This is a genomic window from Candidatus Latescibacterota bacterium (assembly GCA_020633725.1).
In the GTDB taxonomy this organism is placed as follows: domain Bacteria; phylum Krumholzibacteriota; class Krumholzibacteriia; order JACNKJ01; family JACNKJ01; genus VGXI01.
The window spans coordinates 512,707-532,572 of the sequence record JACKDC010000002.1 but is presented as its reverse complement, the minus strand read 5'-3'; the positions used below and the strand labels follow the sequence as shown (position 1 = coordinate 532,572).

13 protein-coding genes are annotated in these 19,866 nt (G+C 72.0%); 4 read left to right on the top strand and 9 right to left on the bottom strand.

Features of this window, described 5'->3' with window-relative positions:
* Window positions 1-62 precede the first annotated feature (62 nt).
* Complete coding sequence (locus H6693_06755) at window positions 63-206, bottom strand: hypothetical protein (GenBank protein ID MCB9515878.1); 144 nt, start codon at window positions 204-206, stop codon at window positions 63-65.
* 513 nt (window positions 207-719) lie between these two features.
* Here H6693_06755 and amrA point away from each other — a divergent pair.
* The gene (gene amrA / locus H6693_06750) at window positions 720-1,298 is read left to right on the top strand and encodes an AmmeMemoRadiSam system protein A (GenBank protein MCB9515877.1); all 579 of its coding nucleotides are present in this window, start codon (window positions 720-722) and stop codon (window positions 1,296-1,298) included.
* Here the strand turns inward: amrA and H6693_06745 are convergent.
* Window positions 1,267-3,294: a glycosyltransferase family 39 protein gene (locus H6693_06745; GenBank protein ID MCB9515876.1), complete on the bottom strand. Its 2,028-nt coding sequence runs from the start codon at window positions 3,292-3,294 to the stop codon at window positions 1,267-1,269. The genes amrA and H6693_06745 overlap by 32 nt on opposite strands.
* 186 nt (window positions 3,295-3,480) lie before the next feature.
* Here H6693_06745 and H6693_06740 point away from each other — a divergent pair, with 186 nt between their 5' ends.
* On the top strand, window positions 3,481-5,181 hold the full coding sequence (locus H6693_06740; protein MCB9515875.1) for a T9SS type A sorting domain-containing protein: 1,701 nt from the start codon (window positions 3,481-3,483) through the stop codon (window positions 5,179-5,181).
* Here H6693_06740 and H6693_06735 read toward each other — a convergent pair.
* Both H6693_06735 and H6693_06730 read right to left on the bottom strand, forming a co-directional pair.
* Window positions 5,174-8,902 carry a tetratricopeptide repeat protein gene (locus tag H6693_06735; GenBank protein ID MCB9515874.1) on the bottom strand — a complete coding sequence of 1,243 codons (3,729 nt, stop codon included), beginning with the start codon at window positions 8,900-8,902 and terminating at the stop codon, window positions 5,174-5,176. The two genes, H6693_06740 and H6693_06735, sit on opposite strands and share 8 nt — an antisense overlap.
* Before the next feature lie 54 nt (window positions 8,903-8,956).
* Window positions 8,957-10,585: a hypothetical protein gene (locus H6693_06730; protein ID MCB9515873.1), complete on the bottom strand. Its 1,629-nt coding sequence runs from the start codon at window positions 10,583-10,585 to the stop codon at window positions 8,957-8,959.
* A 90-nt stretch (window positions 10,586-10,675) separates the two neighbouring features.
* Here H6693_06730 and H6693_06725 point away from each other — a divergent pair, with 90 nt between their 5' ends.
* Together H6693_06725 and H6693_06720 are read left to right on the top strand one after the other, a co-directional pair.
* Complete coding sequence (locus H6693_06725; protein MCB9515872.1) at window positions 10,676-12,244, top strand: FHA domain-containing protein; 1,569 nt, start codon at window positions 10,676-10,678, stop codon at window positions 12,242-12,244.
* Between the two features lie 46 nt (window positions 12,245-12,290).
* Complete coding sequence (locus H6693_06720) at window positions 12,291-13,628, top strand: sigma-54-dependent Fis family transcriptional regulator (protein MCB9515871.1); 1,338 nt, start codon at window positions 12,291-12,293, stop codon at window positions 13,626-13,628.
* An 18-nt stretch (window positions 13,629-13,646) separates the two neighbouring features.
* Here H6693_06720 and H6693_06715 read toward each other — a convergent pair whose 3' ends face one another.
* The 5 genes from H6693_06715 to H6693_06695 form a co-directional block, all read right to left on the bottom strand.
* Window positions 13,647-15,164, bottom strand: coding sequence for a right-handed parallel beta-helix repeat-containing protein (locus H6693_06715; protein ID MCB9515870.1), 1,518 nt, complete (start codon window positions 15,162-15,164; stop codon window positions 13,647-13,649).
* 75 nt (window positions 15,165-15,239) lie between these two features.
* Window positions 15,240-16,235 (bottom strand): hypothetical protein, encoded by a 996-nt coding sequence (locus H6693_06710; GenBank protein MCB9515869.1) that lies wholly within the window; start codon window positions 16,233-16,235, stop codon window positions 15,240-15,242.
* Window positions 16,222-17,598, bottom strand: a complete 1,377-nt coding sequence (locus H6693_06705; GenBank protein ID MCB9515868.1) for a 1-acyl-sn-glycerol-3-phosphate acyltransferase — start codon at window positions 17,596-17,598, stop codon at window positions 16,222-16,224. The genes H6693_06710 and H6693_06705 overlap by 14 nt, the downstream gene beginning before the upstream one ends.
* Complete coding sequence (locus H6693_06700) at window positions 17,595-18,359, bottom strand: hypothetical protein (GenBank protein MCB9515867.1); 765 nt, start codon at window positions 18,357-18,359, stop codon at window positions 17,595-17,597. Before H6693_06700 ends, H6693_06705 begins: the two co-directional genes overlap by 4 nt.
* A 30-nt stretch (window positions 18,360-18,389) precedes the next feature.
* Window positions 18,390-19,829, bottom strand: coding sequence for a hypothetical protein (locus H6693_06695; GenBank protein MCB9515866.1), 1,440 nt, complete (start codon window positions 19,827-19,829; stop codon window positions 18,390-18,392).
* Window positions 19,830-19,866 lie beyond the last annotated feature (37 nt).

Genomic DNA, 19,866 nt, shown 5'->3' with positions numbered 1-19,866 from the left:
CCCCGTCAAGACGGGGCCCTGCGCGACAGGAAGGGAGGAATCGAACTCGTCAGCAGGAGAACCTAGGGCTGAGTCTGGCCGTTGTTCGTCGAGCACTCAGTAACATCATCCAACTGCGCCGCCGTCGCAGTCCACACCACCTTGAAGGACCCGAAGCCGATCGTCGTGAGAAGCGTCATCCAGAGGGCAATGGTCAGGCTCTTCATCGTTAGCACTCCTTGCTGTGTCGAGTTCGGGTAGGCCTTTGCAGGCGGGGTTCCGGTGCCAGCGGACCGGCCCCCTGCCGAGCGGGGAGTGGCCGCCCCCCGCCGCGCAAGATGCCCGTTGTGGCGCTAAACCCTTCGTTTTCAGCGGATTGACGCAGTGGATTCTGCGCGAAGCGACCCCGAGAACTCGGCGCCGCGACGGTGATCCCGAGCCCGCCCGGCACCGGCTCGCCCCCCCCGCTGCGCACTTTCCCCCAGCGCCCCATGGCGCGATGACGCCCTCCCGCGGCCTAGCGGAGCCCACGGGGAACGACGCCCAACTCCAGGGCACTGGGTTCGGATGCGGCCACTGGGTGAATTCGCCCGGCGCCTGGCGTGCGGATTGCGCGTTGAGGAGCCGGGGGCAGGCGGGAGGCGCGTGCATCCCGCGCAGCGGGCTTTGGGGATGGCTCCGCGCACCCGGCATGCTAGCCTACCGGGGCAGCGACCCTCAGCCGATCAGGAGATGCGCCCGTGGACCCCACCCTCGCTCGACAGCTGCTCGGCCTCGCGCGCTGGACGCTCGAACGCTGGAGCGCGGGCCTGCCCTGGCGCGAGGGAGGCCCCGCCCTGCATGGCACGGTCGACACGCCCGTCGACGGCCTCTTCGTCACCCTGCGCGCCGGTGGCGCGCTTCGCGGCTGCATCGGCACCGTGGCGCGGCAGCCGTCGCTGGACGCGACGCTCCGCGACATGGCCGTCAAGGCCGCCGCCAGCGACCCGCGCTTTCCTCCTGTCACCGCCGACGAACTCGCCGGCCTGCACATCTCGGTGAGCATCCTCACGCCGCCGACGCCCGTGGACGACCCGGGCGAGATCCTGGTCGGGCGGGACGGGCTCATCCTCGAACGGGGGAGCCGCAAGGGCCTGCTGCTGCCGGAGGTGGCGACGGACTACGGCTGGGATCGCGACCGCTTCCTCGACGAGGTCTGCCAGAAGGCGTTCCTGCCGCCCGGCGCGTGGCGCGAAGCCGACGCTCGTCTCTACCGCTTCCAGAGCGAGCACGCCGGCGAGGACGAACCTAGCGACCCGCCTCGGAATCCCCCAGCCTGAGCGCCTTCAGCCCGCCGGGCAGCGGCTGCCTCAGCAGCGGCGTGTACTGCTTCGCGCGCTGGATGCGGCGGATCATGACGTCCGTCCGCTCGCCCAGAATGCTGTCGGCGGCCAGCGAGCTGTCGGGGATGCTCGCGAGCACCCGCAGCGCGTCGTCGTAGCGCTCGAGGCGGAGGCCGAGGATGCGTCCGAGGTCCATCCGCGTGCGCTCGTTCGTGGGGTTCTTCGCCAGCTCCCGCTCCACGGTCGCGAGCTGGGACTCGGCGCGGCTTCGCCAGTCCTTCAACTTGATGTCGCGGAACGTGACCATGTGCTCCAGCGGCTGCCGCAGCGCAGGATCCAGCGTCAGCGCGCGGTCCAGGCACACGTTGAACAGCTCCGGCCGGTCCCAGGTGAAGTAGACGTAGGCCAGGTTGCCGTAGGCGAAGCCCTGCGTGGGATCGAGCTGGATCGCCTTGTAGAAGCACTCCTCGGCGCGATCCATGTCCTCGTAGTCCCGTCCGCGCTGCGTGTAGGCGTAGCCGAGATTCTGCCAGGCCTGCGCCGAGCCCATGTTCTCGCGCAGCGCCTGCTGGCAGTACTGGGCCGACTTCTCCCAGTCGCCCTGCTTGCTCCAGTACGTGGCGAGCGAGAGCCAGTCCTCGTGGAAGTCCTTCACCCCCACCAGCGGCAGACGCATCAGCGCACTCGTGGCCACCAGCACGACCAGCGGGAGCGGCAGCAGACGCCACCGCCGCTCGCGCACGATCCCCACCAGCAGCACCACGCCGTAGCCCGCGAAGGGCAGCAGCCAGACCAGCATCGGCAGCCGGTAGCGGCTGGTGACGAAGAACAGCAGCACCGTCGCCGCGATCGCGAGCAGACAGGCGCCGGCGAGCGCGCTGCGGCCGTTGCGGCGAAGGCCGAAGATCATCCCCAGGACGCCGAAGGGCAGGACCAGCGTGTACCAGACCAGCGGCCAGCGCAGCGTGGGCGCGAGGTACTCCCTGAAGAAGTAGATGTTGAAGTGGTTGGGAATCTCGTAGGCCCCGATGAGCAGCCCCGCCTTGCGGGCGATCAGCCTGGCCGCCTGTCCGGGGCGCTTGGTGAAGAAGGCCCAGGCGCGCCCGGTCCAGAAGCGGCTCGCCTCGGAGGGCTTGACCGGCCGCTTCAGCGCCTCGGACGCCACGCGCTGGCTCGACGTCTCCAGGTCGTACTGCATGGCGGTCGGCACCTGGAAGCCGCCCGAGGACGCCGGGTTGTTGCCGATGAACAGGTTGATGCCGCCGTTGCTGCTGATGAGCACCCAGTCGTCGCCCACGATCCGGTTGCGCAGGGTGATCGGCGCCACGAGGACCAGCACACCGGCGACGAAGACCAGCCCCCGCCGCCACGGCCAGGCGGCCGGGCGCGTCCGCAGGAAGCCGAGCCACACCAGGATCACGGGCAGCAGGATCAGCAGGTTGGGCTTGCCCAGCGACGCCGCGCCCAGGCAGAGACCCGCGCCGAGGAGATGCGCCCAACCGAGGGTCTCGCGCGCGAGGACCCAAGCCATCAGGGCGAGGAAGAACAGCGTGAGCGTGATCTCCAGCAACTCGCCCGCGTAGAAGAGGAAGGGCGCGTAGAGGACGGCCAGCACGGCCGTGGCCACGCCGGCCGCCGCGCCGAAGAGCCGTCGCGCCGTGAGCGCCAGAAGCCCCGCCGTGACGCCCGAGAGCAGGGCCTGCACGACCCTCACCCACCAGAGTCCGGTAGCGCTCCCCGGCCCCAGGACCAGCGCGAGGAAGTAGGGATAGAGCGGCGCCGAGTGGAAGTAGACGCCCTGACCCCAGAACTGCCCCGCCAGGATCTCCCGGGCCCGGTCGACGTACTCGACGGAGTCCTTGTGGGCGTCGTCGAAGAGCGGATTCCCGCGCAGGGGAAGCAGATACACGATTCGGAGGATCGCCGCCAGGGCGCTGCTCACGAGAAAGAGGAGCAGGGACGGCAGCGTGCGCTTGGCTGGGCGGTCGGTCATCGCGGCGAGTCTCCTGGTCGGCCGGCCCCGCCGAGGGGCATGTCGTCTGGCACTGTATGGCCTGCCGACGGGCGGCGCAAGCCGCCCGGGCGCTTCGCCGGAGCGGCGGGCGCGCGATTGACGGCCTCTAAACAGAAGTGGTAGAATCCCATAGAGTTACGACGCTTGCACCACAGGGGGAACGCAATGATCCGTCGTCATCGCCGGAGCCTGGCGGCGCTAGCGCTGCTCGGCTGCGCAGTGTTCGTCGCCGACGTCGCCGCCGCGCGAACCGCCCGCGTCGCCTTCGTGGACGACGACTGGGATCCCATCGAGCGTGGCGTCCGCAACAACGATCCCGGCTTCGAGGTCTACATCCTCGAGGCGCTGGACATCCTGGGCTACGACACGGTCGTCTACGAGATCCAGCCCGACAGCGGCCCGCCTCACCTGCCGCAGCCGCAGGAGCTGGCCAGCTACCCGCTGGTCATCTGGAACTGCGGGGCGGAGACCGACATCGCCCTCAGCTACGACGAGCGCCAGCTCCTGCGCTACTACCGCTCACGGGGCGGGAAGCTGATGCTGCTCGGCCAGGGTATCCTCAACTCCTTCGACAAGCTGCTGCGCGACAACCCCAACGACGAGGAAGTGCTCGACTTCCTCCACAACGTGATCGGCGTGGCGGACTACGGCCTCGACATGTGGGTGCAGCGCGTCATCCCCGACCACGAGGTGCCCTACCTGGACCAGCTCGGCAGCGTGCCCCTCGAGACCGACGGCCTGCCCGTTCCCGATCCGACCCTCGGTGACGTCTTCTTCCCCGAGCAGGGCTTCCGCAGCCTGCTCACGGGCTACCTGCAGAGCGGGTCGCTCTTTCCCGTCGCCTCGAACCAGTACCTGCCGCGGCCGCTGCACTTCCAGTCGGTGCTGATGGAGGCCATCGCCGACCCCTATCTGCGGGCCCTCTACATCGACGCCTATGCCCGCTGGCTGGGCTTCGAGGGCGACGACCTCATGGACTTCATGAGCGGTCCCGAGGCGCTGAGCCTCGCCGACGACTGCCCACCCCACAGCGTGCAGTGGAGCAGCGCGCTCAACGCCATGACCTTCGAGAGCTGGGGCAGCGCCGTCTGCGACACGCGCTGGAAGATGTCCCTGCAGCCCAGCGGCAGCGGCTGCCCAGACTGGACGATCCGCCAGAGCCATCAGATCACGGACATCGGCTACGACAGCGAGATGGTGCTGCTCGAGCTGCTCGGGGGGATCGACCTCATCCGCGTGAGCGCCTTCCCGGCGCCCAACGGCGGTCCCAGCTACTACCTTCGCTACACGATCATCAGCAACGGTGAGACGCTCGAGGATCAGCTCTACCCGTCCCTCCCGCCGGGCGAGACCGTGCGCCTGAACCTGAGCCAGTCCGGTCCAGACCTCGAGTTCTCCGTGCTGAACGCCGATGGCTACGTCCTCGGCCTCGACCTCCAGCCGGGCTACGTCCCTGACTTCGAGACGCTGAGCCTGATCGCGGTGGGCCACGAGGCGGCCAACGCAACGCCGATTCGCGGCTGGATCGACGACCTCAGCTTCGAGGGCTGCCTCGCGCTCTCCACCACCGAGGTCGACGAGACCCCCGCCGCCACCGCCCGCATCGACGCCTTCCCGAATCCGTTCAACCCGAGCACGCACATTCGCGTCGAGCTGGGCGCCGCCGGGCCCGTGGACGTCGCCGTCCACGACCTGCTCGGCCGCCGGGTGCGCACCCTCGCCCGCGGCGACCGGCCCGCCGGTCTGCTGGAGCTCGACTGGGACGGCCGCGACGACGGCGGCCAGCGCCTCGGCAGCGGGGTCTACCTGCTGCGCGTGACGGACGGCGAGGGCAGTCGCGCCGCGAAGCTGGTGATGCTCAAGTAGCGGGCGGCTCGGCGACCGCGGAGAGCCACGCGAAGTCGGGCCGCGCCGAGAGCGCGTCGAGTTCCGCGGCGAGCGCGGCGTCCGCCGCGCCGTCGCCCGCGAGCCGCTCCCGCAGGAGCAGCAGCCGGCGATAGGGATCGCGCGCGCCGTCCACCTCGTGCAGCAGGGCGGCGAAGGCGTCCGCCGCCGGCGCGCCCTGCCGCCGCGCGATGCGCGCTTCCAGCAGCGCGAACTCGAACTCCATCCCCGCCGGCGGCCACGGCACATGCTCCGCCTTGAGCGCGGCGAGCGTGGCCGCCGCCACGTCCGCGCCCTCGCACCCCAGCTGATGCCCCAGCCGGTCGCAGGCCACCTTGAGGCCCTCGTCCGGACTCCCGGCGCTGACGGCCAGCGCCGCCGCGGCGTCGAAGAGCGCACCGGCGCCGGCCACGTCCCCGCGCGCGGACGCGAGCCTGGCCTCGGCCCGCAGGCTGGACACCAGCGCGGCTTCGAGCGCGAGCTCTTCACGCACGGCGCGCGACTCGGCCAAGGGTCCCGCCGCTTCGTCGAGGCGGCCCAGGTCGAGGAGCGCCTCGCCGAGGTTGTGCAGGGCCACGGCGGCGCGGGCGCGGTTGTGGCCGTCCCGGTGCAGCGCCGCCGCGCGCCGGAAGTGCTCGATGGCCTTCGGCAGCTGCCCCGCACGAATGGCCAGCGTGCCCAGGCTGTTCTCCGTCGACGCCAGTCCGGCGGCGTCTCCGATCCGTTCCTTCAGCTCGCGGGATTCGTCGAGCAGCGCGCGCGCGGTCTCCAGCTCGCCGGTCTTCGTGCGGATGATGGCCAGGTTCATCAGGATCTGGGCGTACTCGATCACGAGGCCGAGGCGGCGACGCAGCGCGCGGCTCTCCTCGAGGCAGCGCAGCGCCTCATCGGCCTCGCCCAGACGCCAGAGCACCGTCCCCAGATTGGCGAGCGCCGCCGTGCGCAGGTACTGCTCCTCGTCGCGGCTCGCCTCCGCCACCACCTCTGCGAAGATCGTCCGCGCCGTCTCGAGCTCGCCCCGCTGCAGATGGATCGTGCCGAGCGTGTGGCGGATGGCCATCTGGTCGGCGCGCTCCCCCTCGCTCAGCAGCAGGGCGGCCTGGCAGGAGGCGAGGGCCTCGTCCCAGCGGTTGGCCCGGGCCTGCATGTAGGCGCGGCTGCGGAGGATGCGCGCGCGCTCGGCGCGGGCGGCATTGGGGCAGTGGGTCAGCGCCGTGGCGAAGGCGCGGGCCGCGTCCTCGGGCTGACCGGCGTAGTGCAGGCACTCGCCGCGCAGGCGCTCGAGCTCGGCGCGGCGGCTCTCGTCGAGCATCGGCGTGAGCAGGCTGGCGGCGCCGCTGAAGAGCGTCTCGGCGCGGTCGTAGCGGCCCTCGGTCTGCTCCAGCAGGCCCAGCTCGCGGAGGATGTCCCCGCGCAGTCCGCGCGCCTCACCCTGCGGGTCCTCGAGGAACCAGAGGTCGGCCTCGTCGCGCGCGCGCTCCAGGTGGCGGCGGGCGGCGCGTGGCGCGTAGAGCGTGCGCGCGTGACGTCCCGCGGCCAGGTGGAAGGGCAGCGCGCGGCGGGGTTCGTCGGCCGCGTCGAAGTGACGCGCCGTGGCCGCGGCGTTCTCGGCCTGGTCGGCGCCGCTGCGCACGAGGTACTCGCCCACCTCCAGGTGGTACTCGCGGCGCAGCGAGTCGCCGAGGCCGTCGTAGAGCGCCCGCCGCACGATGGCGTGATCGAAGAGGTAGCGCCCCTCGCGCGCCTGTACGAGACGCGTCCGCCGCTCGAGCCCCTGCAGCCGCCGCAGCACGCGCAGCTTGCGCTCCTCGAGCACCGCGGCCAGCACCTCGGGGCTGAAGGCCTCGCCCTCCACCGCCGCCAGCTCCAGCAGCTCGCGCTCTTCGGGCGCAAGACCCGCCAGCCGATGCTCCACGAGGTCCACGATGCGCTCGGGCAGCGGCAGCTCCCAGCGCTCGGGATCGGGATCCAGGGTCGTGGTGGGCAGGCTGTCCGGCGCGAGCGTCGCGCCGTCGGGATCGGCCTGCCGCGCGCGGCTGTCCAGCAGCTGGAGCAGCTCGCGCAGCACGAAGGGATTGCCGCCGCTCTCCACGTGGAGACGCGCCGCCGCGCGCTCGCGCTCGGCGACGCCCGGCAGCGCCACCGCCACCAGCTCGGCCACCGCCGCGGGGCTGAGGCGACCCAGCTCGACGACGGCGGCGCGGCCGTCCGCCTTGAGTTCCCGCAGCAGCGGCTCGAGGCCCTCCTCCTCGCTCAGCTCCTCGGGACGGTAGCTGAGCAGGAAGGGCGGCAGCTCGCCGGGACGGCCGCGGGAGAGGAAGGCCAGCAGGTCGAGGCTGGCCTGGTCGCCGCGGTGCAGGTCCTCGAGCCAGACGGCCACCGGCTCCTCGGCCGCCAGCGCGGCCAGCAGCTGCCGCAGCCCTTCGAAGAGCTGGGCGCGGTTCTCGATGCGCGCGCCGCCCTCACCCGCGAGGAAGGGATGCAGCAGGCGCGCGCGGGCATCGGCGCCGTCGCTCGCGCCGCCGGCGCGGGCGAGGAAAGCCGCCAGGTTGGCGGCCGAACGCAGCTCGCGGGACTCGAGCGCCGGGCGCAGCGCCTCGAGCCAGGGCTGGTAGGGAAAGCCCTCGCGGCCGGGCGGCGTGCGGCCCACGAGCAGCGCGGGCGCCGCCGAGCCCAGGCGCAGCGCCGCCTCGCGCACGAGTCGCGTCTTGCCAGCGCCCGCCTCGCCGGCGAGGAAGTGCAACGGCGGTCCGTCGCCGCGCAGCGCGCGCTGCAGGGCGGCGAGTTCGTCGTCGCGGCCGACCAGCGGCAGCGGGAAGAGCTCCTCGCCCACGGTGCCGCGGCCGGGCCGCGCGCTGAGCGCGAGCGCGTCGGGTGCGCGGCGTCCCCGGAGCAGTTCGGTGACCTGGCGGAGGTCGTCGGCCAGGGCTTCCGCGCTCTGGTAGCGCTCCGGACGCCGCTTGGCCAGGCCGCGCGCCAGCACCCAGTCGAGCGCCTCGGGGAGTTCGGGCTTGAGGCGCCGCAGGGGCAGCGGTTCCTCGTTGATGATCGCGTAGATCACCGCCAGCGGGTTGCCCCCGCGGAAGGGCAGGCGGCCCGTGAGCAGCTCGAAGAGGGTGACGCAGAAGGAGAACAGGTCGCTGCGCGCGTCCAGGCCCTCGCCGAGGCCCTGCTCGGGCGACATGTAGTGCGGCGAGCCGAAGACGACGCCGGTGCGCGAGAGGCTGGTCTCGTCGCCGAAGGTGGTGAGGCCGAAGTCCATGAGGCGCGGCCGGCCGGCCGCGTCGAGCATGATGTTGCCCGTCTTGATGTCCCGGTGCACGACGCCCTGCCGGTGCACGTAGGCGAGCGCGTCGAGGATCGCCTCGGCCAGCGCCAGCGCGTTGAGCGGCGCGAGGCCGCCCTCGCCGAGCACCCCCTTGAGCGACGGCCCCGGCAGGTACTCCATCGCCAGGTAGGGCTGCACGCCCTCGGCGATGTTCACCGCCAGCACGCGCACGAGGCCGGGGTGCTCGAGCTCCATGCCCGCCCGCGCCTCGCGCGCGAAGAGCTCCTTCTCGCGGTCGGTGGCCATCGCCCCGCCGCGCAGGAGCTTGACGGCCACGCGCGAGCCGTCGCGGCGGTCCAGGGCCTCGTAGACCTGTCCCATGCCGCCCTCGCCCAGCAGCCGTTTGAGCTGGTAAGGACCCAGGAATTCGGGCATCGCCACTCCTCGACGCCAGGATACGGGGGCGCGGGGCGGGGCGCAAGCAGGCGGTCAGCGCAGGAGGTGGGCCTTGGCGGAGGCTTCCTCGCCGGCGGCGCGCAGGCGGATCAGGTAGACGCCGGCGGCGAGCCGGCGGCCCTGCGGGTCGCGGCCGTCCCAGGTCAGGCTCGCCGGGCCCTCCGGGCGGGGACCGGCGAGCAGCGTGCGCACGCGGCGGCCCTGGGGATCCAGCACGTCCAGCTGGACATTCGCTGCCTGTGGCAGCGAGTAGCGCAGCTCTACGGCGCCCAGGCGATCGCTGGCGCAGCGCAGTCCCAGCCCGGGCTCGGGGCCGGCGTCCGTGCCCGTGGTCGCCTCGCGGTAGAGGCGCAGGTGACGGCCGTCGCCGTCCACGGTCACCGCCGCGCCGTAGGGAACGCCGCCCGTGGCGCGGAGCCGCAGCGCCTCGCGGGGGATGAGCCGCGGATGGCTCATGCTGTGGCTGCCGATCTCCACGTTGCCCTTGGCCGCGAGCGCCAGGAGATCCGCCCGGCTGAGATGGTCGCCGCCGGGCCAGCCGAGGTAGTCCCAGGTGATGAAGGCCGTCATCGGCAGGCCGCGCGCCGCCAGGGTGTCGGCGTAGGCGAGGTTGATGCTGCGGCCGTCGTCGGTGGAGAAGCTGAAGGCGCAGGGGTAGCCGTTCCACGGAGTGGGGTCGTTCGCGTGCTCGGGCAGCGGCACGTAGACGAGTGAGTCCGCCGCGCTCGGCGCGTGACGCGCCGCCGCCCAGGCGGCCGCCGTGCGGTGGTCGGTGATCCAGAAGCGGCCGTCGGCGACGAGGGCGTCCATCAGCCAGGCCAGGTGAGTCGCATCGAGGCGATAGGGATCCTCGCTGGCGCCGTGCACGTAGACCTGCACCCAGCTGCGGCCCGCCGCCCACATCTCGGCCAGGCTGGCGTAGCCATAGGTGTAGAGCACGACGTTCTCCGGCGGCGCGCTGTGCAGCGCCGAGTAGGTCGCGCTGTCGTGCAGCAGCATGTCCATCTCGGTAGGGGAGTCGGCCACCGCGAGGGCGAGTTCGCTGAGCCCCGTGCTCAGCACCAGTTCCCAGGGCGTCCAGTAGTTCCAGTTCAGCCGCCAGGCGGAGCTCGAGTGATGTCCCAGCAGGAAGCCCGCCGTCGGCTCGCCGCCGCCGGTGCCGTGGGGCGCGCCGTCGCGGGCGCAGAGCCAGCCGCTGTCGCGCAGGCGAGTCATCAGTTCGCGCGTGTGGACGTGCCGCGGGTAGGCGATGGAGACGGGACGCACGCCGACCAAGGCCTCGAGCGAGTCGGCGGCGGCGTCCAGTTCGCGCGCGAAGCCGGCCTCGTCGAGGCCGATGTCGTGGAGCAGGGTCAGGCCGTCCTCCCCCAGGGGCTGCAGCGCGAAGGGCGTGAGCAGCGCGGCCTCGAACAGCGCGTCCGTCCCGATGAGCGCGGGATCGATGCGATAGGCGTGTCCGGGCACCGGCTCCACCGCCAGATCGACGAATCCCCGCGCCGCCAGGCTGTCGGCGAGAGTGCGCAGGTAGGGCAGCGTGTCCAGGCGGAGATCGGCGGCGGGAATCCAGGTGGTGGCGTCAGCCGGCGCGAGCGCCGGCAGCCCGAGCAGCAGGGCGGCCGCCAGGACCCAGCGCAATCGCGTTTTGCCGTGCTTCAGGTGCATCGTTCCCCCCGCGCGCTCAATGATAGACGTTCCGGTGCCCAGCTTTCCAGCCCCTGGACACCCGCCGCGCGTCCCCCTAGGATCGTGGACATGACTTCGATCCTGCTCCAGACCTCCGACGGCACGCCGGCCTTCGGGCCCTTCGACCCCACGGTCACCCGCGAACTGCTGCTGGGCCGCGACGCCGGCTGCGCGGTGGTCCTCGCCGAGCGCAGCGTGAGCCGCCAGCACGCCCGCCTCCGCTGGGACGGCGCGCAGTGGCTGCTTTCGGACCTCGGCAGCCGCTTTGGTAGCACCGTGAACGGCGCCGCGGTAGAAGGCGAGCGCGCGGTGGCCCCCGGCGACCGCATCGCGCTGGGCACGGTGGAGCTTACCGTCGCCGCCGCGGAGGCGCCGGCGCCCGCGGCGCCCGACGATCGCCGCTACCGCGTGCTGCTGGACATCCTCGAGCTGATGAGCGGTGGCCGCTCCCTGGACGAGCTGCTCGGCGCGGTGATCCGTCTGGCCGGCGAGGCCGTGGGCGCGGACCGCGGCTTCGTGCTGCTCTACGATGCCGAGAGCGCGCGCTGGCGTCCCGACGCGCTGGCCGCCTGGCGCGCCGCGGGACTCGACGAGAGCAGCCCGTCGCTCGACAGCGACGCCATCGGCCAGGTGAGCCAGACCGTCCTGCGCGAGGCGCTCGACAGCCGCCGCGCGGTGAGCCTGGACGTCGCCGCCAGCGACGCGCGCTTCGAGCGCGCGGAAAGCCTGGTGGCGCAGCACGTGCAGAGCGTGGTCTGCGCGCCGCTGCTGCTGGCGGGCGAAGGACGCGCGCTGGGCGCGCTCTACGTCGACCGGCGGCATGCCGGTGCCGGGCCCTTTGCGGCGGCGGATCGCGAGCTGCTCGTCACCGTGGCCGCGCAGGCCGCGCGCGTGATCGAGAAGGAGCAGCTCGAGGCGGCCCGCGCGCGCGCCGAGAAGCTCGCGCTGCTGGGCACCATGGTGGGCCGTATCGCTCACGAGCTGAAGAACCCGCTCTACAACGTGCGCGGCACCGCAGAGAACCTGCTCGCGCGCCTGGACGCGGGTGAGGTGCCGGACGATCTCAAGCAGCGCGTGGAGCGCGTCCTCGCCGGCGTCGACCGCGCCGAGACGCGCATGCAGAGCCTGCTGCGCTTCGCGCGCCCGGGCGGCGGCGCGCGCACGCCGGTGGACCTGGCCCGCGTCCTCACGGCGGCGGCCGTGGACTGCGCGCCGCGCTTCCAGGAGGCGGGCGTCGAACTGCTCCGCGACTACCCCCGCGGCCTGCGCGTGAACGCCGACGCCGAGGCGCTGGAGCAGGTCTTCAGCAACCTGCTGGTGAACGCGGCCCAGGCGCTGGCGGCCGCCGAGCGCGGCGGCAGGGTGTGGATCGCGGCCGAGACCCAGTGCCGGCTCGAGTCCACGCCCGACTGGGTCGAGGTGCGCGTCGAGGACGACGGCCCCGGCATCGCCGCGGCCGACCTCCCCCGCCTCTTCGAGGACTTCTTCACCACGCGCGCGGGGCGCGGCGGCAGCGGGCTGGGCCTGGCGATTTGCCGTCACCTGGTGGCCGAGCACCGCGGCAGCCTGAGCGCCGCCAACCGCGCCGAGGGCGGTGCGCGCTTCACGGTGGGATTGCCGCTGCTCGCCGCCGACTGACACGGCGCCCCCGTTGCGCTAGACTCATGCCAGCCGAAAGGTGGCCATGGCCGAGAAAGCCCGCATCCTGCTCGTGGACGACGAGGAACTCAACCGGGAGTACATGTCCGAGCTCCTGGAGGAGCAGGGCTATGCCGTGGAAACCGCCGAGGACGGCCTCGCCGCCCTCGCCCGGCTGCGCGAGACGGACTTCGACCTGCTCGTCACCGATCTCAACATGCCCCGCCTCGACGGCCTCGGCCTCCTGCGCCGCGTGCAGGAGGAGGGCATCGCCATCACGACGCTCCTGATCACGGCTTTTGGCAGCGTCGAAGCTGCAGTCGAGGCGCTCAAGCTCGGCGCCGCGGACTTCCTCGAGAAGCCCGCGCGCGGCGGCCTCGGCCCGCGCCTGCAGCTCGCCGTGGAGCAGGCCCTCGGCCGCGGCCGCCTGCTGCGCCGCACGCGCAGCCTGGAGGCGGCGCTGGAGAGCGGCGCCGAGGAGCTGGTGGGCGCGAGCCAGGCCATGACCCTGCTGCGCAGCAAGTGCCGCAAGCTGGGCGCGTCGGACAAGACCGTGCTCATCCGCGGCGAGACGGGCACCGGTAAGGAGCTGGTGGCGCGGGCGATCCATCGCCAGGGGCCGCGGGCGAGCCGTCCCTTCGTGGCGATCAACTGCGCGGCGCTGCACCGCGAGCTGCTGAGCAGCGAGCTCTTCGGCCACGTGAAGGGCGCCTTCAGCGGCGCGGTGACGGACCGCCCCGGCAAGTTCGAGGCCGCCGACGGCGGCACGCTCTTCCTCGACGAGATCGGCGAGATGGACCTCGACCTCCAGGCTCGCCTCCTGCGCGTGCTGGAGACGCGGGAGTTCGAGCGGCTGGGCAGCAACACGTCGATCAAGGTGGACCTGCGCATCGTGGCGGCCACCAACCGCGTGCTCGAGCAGGAGATCGAGGCCGGCCGCTTCCGCGAGGACCTGTTCCACCGCCTCAACATCATCGCCGTGACGACGACGCCTTTGCGTGAGATCCCCGAGGACATCCCCGTGCTCGCCGAGCACTTCCTCCAGGCGGACCCCGAGGGACGCGGCCTGAGCTTCACGCCGCCGGCGCTGGCGAAGCTGCAGGCGCACGACTGGCCGGGGAACATCCGCGAGCTGCGGCACGTGGTGGAGCAGGCGGTCTTCTACGCCGAGGGCGAGGCGATCGCACCCGAGCAGGTGCTGCTGCCCGCCACGGGCCGCGCGGCCACGGCCTTCCTCGACGGCCAGCTCACGATGGCCGAGATCGAGCGCGAGGCCATCGAGCGGCGGCTGAAGCACTGCGGCGGGAGCCGTCGCAAGGCGGCCAAGAGCCTCGACATCGCCGAATCCACGCTCTACAAGAAGATCAAGGACTACGGGTTGTAGCCCGCCCCCGGGGGCGGACTACTGCAGCAAGGTCAGCTTGCGGGCCAGCGTGCCCCATGGCGTGACCAGCCGGTAGACGTAGACGCCCGACGCCAGGGCCCGCCCCTCGCTGTCGGTGCCGTCCCAGTCCAGCCGGTGCGTGCCGGCCTCCAGCCAGGCGCCGCGCAGGAGCTGCACGCGCTCGCGGCCAGCGATCGTGTAGATACTCAGGCTCACGGAGCCCGCCGACGGCAGGCTGAAATCGATCCGCGTGTGCGCGTTGAAGGGGTTGGGATGGTTCTGGGCGAGGAGCGGCGCGAAGCCCGGCGTGCCGCCCGGCACCGCGGTCAGCGTGCAGCCCTGGCCCAGGGCGCCCATCTGCTCGCCGCAGTCGTTGTTCGCCGGCAGGCAGGGCGAGTCGTCGCGGAGCGTGTACTCACTGCTAGCGGCATCGCAGAAGCGCGGATCGGCACTGATGTTCCCCTGCTGACCGAGCTGGCCGGCGAGCGGGCCCACCCAGTCGCCGCCCTCGTTGCCCCAGACGTCCGTGCAGCGGAGGGTGAAGTCTGCGCTCGGGATCTCGCTGAAGAAGGGGCCGCCCGCGCCGTGGTTGTCGGTGACGAGGCAGTTGAGCAGTACGATGGGTCCTGCTGGGTAGCCCACGAAGAGATTGCCGTTCCAGAGTGCAGAGCCATTGGGCGAGGCATTGTCAACCAAAGTTGTATTGGTAACTAGCGGAGGGGGGGGAGAAGGGGCCGTGTAGTAGCCTAGGCCGCCGCCCGTCACGAAAGTCTCATTACCGTAGATCTGGCAACCCTCGACTGAGACGTCGCCAGAGATGCAGATACCGCCGCCCACGACGCCGACCGTATTGTAGCGAACGATGCAATTCCGGATGCGCCCCGCGCCATCCGCGTCGATCCCCCCCCCTATGCCCAGGTAAACAGAGTTCCCCCCGTCATTGAGTTCAACAAGGCATCCTCGAATGTCGATGGAGTCTCCGCTGCAGTAGATCCCCCCACCACCGCTGCCCTCCGATATCCTGTTGTCAAATACGTGGCAGCCTTCGATCAGGGGGCTAGATAGCTCGTACGCCTTTAGTCCCCCACCACCTGCAACGCTGTAGTTGTCCCGGAGAATGCAGTTGCGAACCGTGGGGTTGGAGTTGCCCCGGATGTGAATCGCCCCTCCATCGTGCCCCCGGCCGTTGCAGACTGTCACCCCCTGGACAACGCAATCCCGCGTCTCGCCTTGTGACAGGTTGAAGCCAAACTTGTAGCCCGACTCGCCCGCTGCAACGTCGATGACGCAGTCCTCGGGCGAATCGCTTGCCGAGCCGAAGAAGATGTTCTTACCCCAGAAGATCACGCCGAGGGGATTCTCGATGTAAAAGGTGCCGTCGGCGAGAACCACCGAGTCACCATCGACGCAGGCGTCCACAGCCTCTTGCAGGGTGGTGAAGGCCCCCGTGCTGTCGGGGAGCATGTAGTAGGTGGCCGCTCGACCGGGCGCGGCGAGGGCGGCGAGGAGGACGAGGGCTGTTATGCTTGCTTGCACGGGCGTCACTCCCAACTGGACAGCCCAAGCATAGCACAATGACCCGTCCGACCCCACCCGCCCCCGGGGGCGAATTCACCGAATCGCGCTCAGCAGGCCGATCGCCCCCACGCGCGTGATGCTCGCACCGCCTTCGCAAAGCAACGTCGACCCGTCGACGTTCAGCGGAAACGGCCGGTCGCAGGCGATCTCCAGGCGCTCGGTGATCGTGAAGTGCTCCATGCCCCAGCGCGGGGGATCTTCGCGGATGGCCCCGCTCCGCGCCGCCCGCGCTTGTCCTAGCAGGGCGAGCGCGCCGCGGTCGCGCAGCCCGAAACAGTGGAAGCGGCCGGAGCCGAGGGCGTCGTCGCTGAAGGCGAGCTGAGGGCCCAGGTAGCCGTTCACCAGGATCAGTGCCTGGAAGCGGCCGTGGGCGGCGGGTTCGCCGTCCACCGTGAGCCGCCACTCGCGCGCCTGCGTGAAGGGCGCGCGCAATAGCTGCTCGCCGAGCGCGAGAGTCATGCCCGTGGTGAAGGGGCCGAGGTCGCCGAAGACCTGCCCGAGCACGCCCTTGTACCACTTCATCGCGCGGTTCTCGGTGAAGTACGGGATGCGTCCGAAGAGGCCCGCGCCGCCGTAGCCGAGGAAGTGGCGCGACGGGCGGTCGGCGGTCTCCGCGCGCAGCAGGTCGCAGGGCTCCACGTGATCGGCCTCGATGGCGTCGGCGAGCAGGGCCACGGCGGGCTCCACGTCGTCCGGCATGCCGAGCACCTTGCCGATGAGATCCGCCGAGCCCTTGCGCAGGAAGCCCAGGCGCTGCGCGTCCAGCGGCGCGCCGGAGTCCACGAGGCCCTCCATCACCGCGTTGAAGGTGCCCGAACCGCCCGCGGCGACGAGCACGCGGGCGCCGTCCGCGGCCAGTCGGGCCGACGCGGCGCGGGCCTCGCCGTGACCTTCCACCTCGGTCAACGCGACCCGGGTCCAGCCGCGCTGCTCGAAGAGCGGTAGGATTCGCGCCACCTTGGCCCAGTCGCTGATGGAGCCCGAGACCCGGGTGGCGATCACCTCCACGCGCGTGTCAGTGGCGGACATGAGCGGCCTCCCGACTCAGGACGATCTCCGCCGCCGCCGTGGCGAGCGACTCGGGCGAGTCCCGTCCATCCAGCGTGAGTACCGTGAGGCCCAGGCGCTCGGCCACTACCTGGCAGACGGCCGCGTAACCTTGCTGCAGTCTGTCCAGCGACGCTTCGGTCTCGTGCACCTGCCGCGCCGCGCCCCGCGATGCGATGCGCGCCACCGCGTCGGTCGCCGGCAGCTCGATCCGCACGGCCGCGGCGGGCAGCGCGAGGCGGAAGGGCACCAGCAGTCGCAGCTGGCGGAGGGCTGGGTAGCGGCGCGGGGCCGTCTCGCGGCCGGCGAGCTGCAGCAGCGCGGCGGCGCAGAAGTCCGGGTCGAAGTCGCCCTCGCGGTAGAGCGACACCCACGCGGCGAGGTTGAGCAGCGGCGAGCCGTCGAGGACGATCCACGCCGGATCCAGCCAGCGCCGGCACTCGCTCTGCAACAGCTCGCGCATCAGCATCTCCGCCAGCTTGGGCAGCTTGTAGCCGCCCAGGCTGCGCGCGGCCTTGGCGCGGCGGCTCAGCTCGCGACGCACGCGCTCGGTCGCGAGGAGCTGCAGGGGCTGCGCCGCCCCATTGACGAAGCGTTCCAGCCTGTCCCCCACCAGGCAGACGGGCTCGCGCTCCGACAGCGCGCGCGCCAGGTTCGAAGCCAGGGTGCTCTTGCCGGAGCCGTCGATGCCGAGCACGGCGATGGCGGGAGCGTCACGCCGCCGGGCCGCCCGCGTGTGACGACGCGCCCGCTCCGCCGCCGCGACTTCCCGCAGCTCCGCCTCCAGCGACGCCGCCGCCTCGCGCGGCGCGGCAATCACACGGCGCGCCGGCGCGAGCAGCACGCGGTTCCAGACAGGGAGCGGCAGCGCGCCGCCGCGGGGCAGCGCGCGCTCGGAGCCGACGATGCAGGCGGGGATCACGACCAACTCGGGATGCCGCTCCAGCAGCCAACCCACGCCACGCTTGAAGGGCGCCAGCTCGCCGGGCGCGCCGCGCGTCCCCTCGGGGAAGAGGATCAGGCTCGACCCTTCGGCCACCGCGGCACTCATGGCGTCCACCGCCGCCTCGGCGCTGCCGGCGCGATCCACCCAGACGGGATTCAGCAGGCGCTCCATCGCGCGCCTCAGCAGTGCCGAGCGGCCGAAGTGGTCCAGCGCCGCCACGGGGCGGGTCTGCTTCGCCAGGCGCGCGGGCAGCGCGCTGAGCAGCAGCAGCGCGTCCAGGTGGCTATTGTGATTGGCGACGATCAGCACCTGCCCGAAGCGGTCGAGCTGCGCGCCCCCCTGCACGTGCAGCCCGAAGAGCAGCTTGAGCAGGGGGCGCAGGACCCAGCGCAGGATCACAGCAGCTCGGTGGCGTAGCGCAGCGTGTGGAAGACGATCGGCGCGGCGAAGAGCAGCGGGCGCAGACCGTGGATCAGCCGGCCGCGGCCGGGCTCGAGCTGGGTGGCGTCGATGCCGAGGTCCGTCTCCACGCGGCTCAGGGTGAAGTCGCCGAGCAGGACCAGAGGCGGGAGCATGGCCGTCACCCAGAGCACCTCGAAGCCGGTCAGGCCCGCGGGCCGGCCCAGCACCGCGGCGAGGAGGAAGACGGGCGGCCAGGACGCCACCAGTGTGAGCAGCCCCCCGCCCCCCGCGCGGCGCACCATGCGGAAGAGGGCGTCGCAAAGGAGCGCGGCCAGCAGGACCAGCAGCGCCAGCGCCGGCGAGAAGCGCGCGAGGTAGACGAAGTGCGCCAGGCAGTAGACGAGCAGGAACAGGCCGAAGTCCAGCGCGCCGATGGAGAACACCAGCCCGCGCGTCTCACGTCCACCGGCCGCGGCCAGCACCGGCACCAGCACGAAGACCCAGACCGGCACCGACACGATGAAGAAGCCGTACCAGTCCGTCTGCACGAGCCGGAAGACCAGCGGCACGGCGAGATAGCAGGCCAGCATGGCCCAGCGGTCCTCGGGGCGCAGGTCGGCCAGGGAGAGGTACTCGCGCAGCGCCGCCAGGCTGAGCAGTGCGACGAGCCACACGGCCCAGCCGAAGCCGCCCCAGCGCGCGAGCGCCAGTGCCACGAGGAGGATCAGCGGCGCGCGCAGGGACGGACGGCCGGACATCGCAACTCCTTCGCTCCGGCCGCGGCCGGATCAGCGCAGCAGGACGAGCTTGGTCGCGCTCGAACCGTCGGCGCTGCGCAGACTCGCCAGGTAGACGCCGCTGGCGAGCGGCCGGCCGGTGTCGTCGCGACCGTCCCAGTCTAGCACCTGCTCGCCGGCGGGCAAGCGTCCGTCGAGGAGCGTGCGGAGCTGGCGGCCGGCGGCATCGACGATGGCGAGGCGCGCCTCGCCCGGCGCGGGCAGGCTGAAGCGCAGCGTGACCTTCGGGTTGAAGGGGTTGGGCTGCGCCGTGAGCTGCGCGCGGGCGGCGGGGGCACCCTCGGTCGCGCTGATCGTGCGGTCGACGGCCATCCACACTTCGAAGGGCCCGTCCCAGTCCTGGGTCCAGACCAGCGCCGGCGCGATGCCCTGGCGCAGGTCCATGTCGACGTCCTCGCCGCGCTGGCAGCAGAAGGGCTCGCCGTGGTCGGTCCAGACGCCGCCGTCCAGCACCTCGTAGTAGAGCGCCTTCCAGGTGGGCTGCATGTTCAGACCGTAGTGCTGCTGGAACCAGGAGGCGTGGACGCGGCCGGCCGTGTCCACCGCGATGGCCGGATCCTGGGGCCAGGTGAAGTTGTCGATCTCCACCGACATCTGCAGGGGCCAGCTCCACTCGCCCGCGGGGGTGCAGCTCGTGTAGGTCATCACGTTGCAGGGGCAGGTGGGCTGGGGGCCGTTGCTCAGCAGGTGCTGGCTGCCGTCGGCGCCGGAGGCTACGGCGAACTCGACGCCGTAGAAGTTCAGGCCGGGGTGCACGGCGACCGGTGCGGTCCAGCCCGTGCTCGTGCGCTGGGTGTAGAGCAGCTCGTCCTCGTCCACGGCATAGACCCGCGGCTGCACGCCCCCGCCGTCAGGCACCGCCACGGCCTGCGCGAAGAGGGTGCCGTAGGGCGTGAGGCCCGTGAACACGGGGATCGCCGGCTGCCAGACGCCCTGGTCGCGTTCGGCGAAGTAGACCGTGCCGTCCACGCCCTGGAAGCAAAGGTAGAACCCGTGCACCCACTGGCTCACGTCGTAGCCCGTGAGACGGGGAAAGCGCAGCGGCACGCCGAGGTCGTAGACCTCCATGTCCGACCAGCTGAGGCCGTCGCCGCTCTTCAGATGGATGATGTCCTCCCGCTCCCAGGCCAGCACGAAGCCGCCCTCGGCGTCGGCGACGTCGGGCCAGGTGCCCACCCCGTGGTCCACGAGCGGCTGAAGGCCGTCCTCGGTCCAGGTGCGCGAGAAGACGCCGCTCTCGCCCTGAACCCACGCCGCCACCACGCGCGCGCCGCCGGCGATGCGAGTGGAGTGGCAGTCCAGGGGCGTGTCCGAGAGGGGGTAGAACTCGAGGCTGGCGCTCGCCATGGGGACGGCGGCCAGCAGGCAGAGGATCGCGCCCGCGATCCGGCGATTCCACATCATCGTCCTCACCTCCACGAGCGCCAGCATGGCGCCCCGTCCATTATAGCAGCGTCCCGAGTGCCGC

Bases quoted from the DNA above. Each gene is read 5' to 3' on its own strand.
- H6693_06700 (MCB9515867.1), bottom strand. From the start codon at position 18,359: ATGTCCGGCCGTCCGTCCCTGCGCGCGCCGCTGATCCTCCTCGTGGCA.
- H6693_06745 (MCB9515876.1), bottom strand. From the start codon at position 3,294: ATGACCGACCGCCCAGCCAAGCGCACGCTGCCGTCCCTGCTCCTCTTT.
- H6693_06730 (MCB9515873.1), bottom strand. From the start codon at position 10,585: ATGCACCTGAAGCACGGCAAAACGCGATTGCGCTGGGTCCTGGCGGCC.
- H6693_06755 (MCB9515878.1), bottom strand. From the start codon at position 206: ATGAAGAGCCTGACCATTGCCCTCTGGATGACGCTTCTCACGACGATC.
- H6693_06740 (MCB9515875.1), top strand. From the start codon at position 3,481: ATGATCCGTCGTCATCGCCGGAGCCTGGCGGCGCTAGCGCTGCTCGGC.
- H6693_06695 (MCB9515866.1), bottom strand. From the start codon at position 19,829: ATGCTGGCGCTCGTGGAGGTGAGGACGATGATGTGGAATCGCCGGATC.
- H6693_06720 (MCB9515871.1), top strand. From the start codon at position 12,291: ATGGCCGAGAAAGCCCGCATCCTGCTCGTGGACGACGAGGAACTCAAC.
- H6693_06710 (MCB9515869.1), bottom strand. From the start codon at position 16,235: ATGTCCGCCACTGACACGCGCGTGGAGGTGATCGCCACCCGGGTCTCG.
- H6693_06725 (MCB9515872.1), top strand. From the start codon at position 10,676: ATGACTTCGATCCTGCTCCAGACCTCCGACGGCACGCCGGCCTTCGGG.
- H6693_06735 (MCB9515874.1), bottom strand. From the start codon at position 8,902: ATGCCCGAATTCCTGGGTCCTTACCAGCTCAAACGGCTGCTGGGCGAG.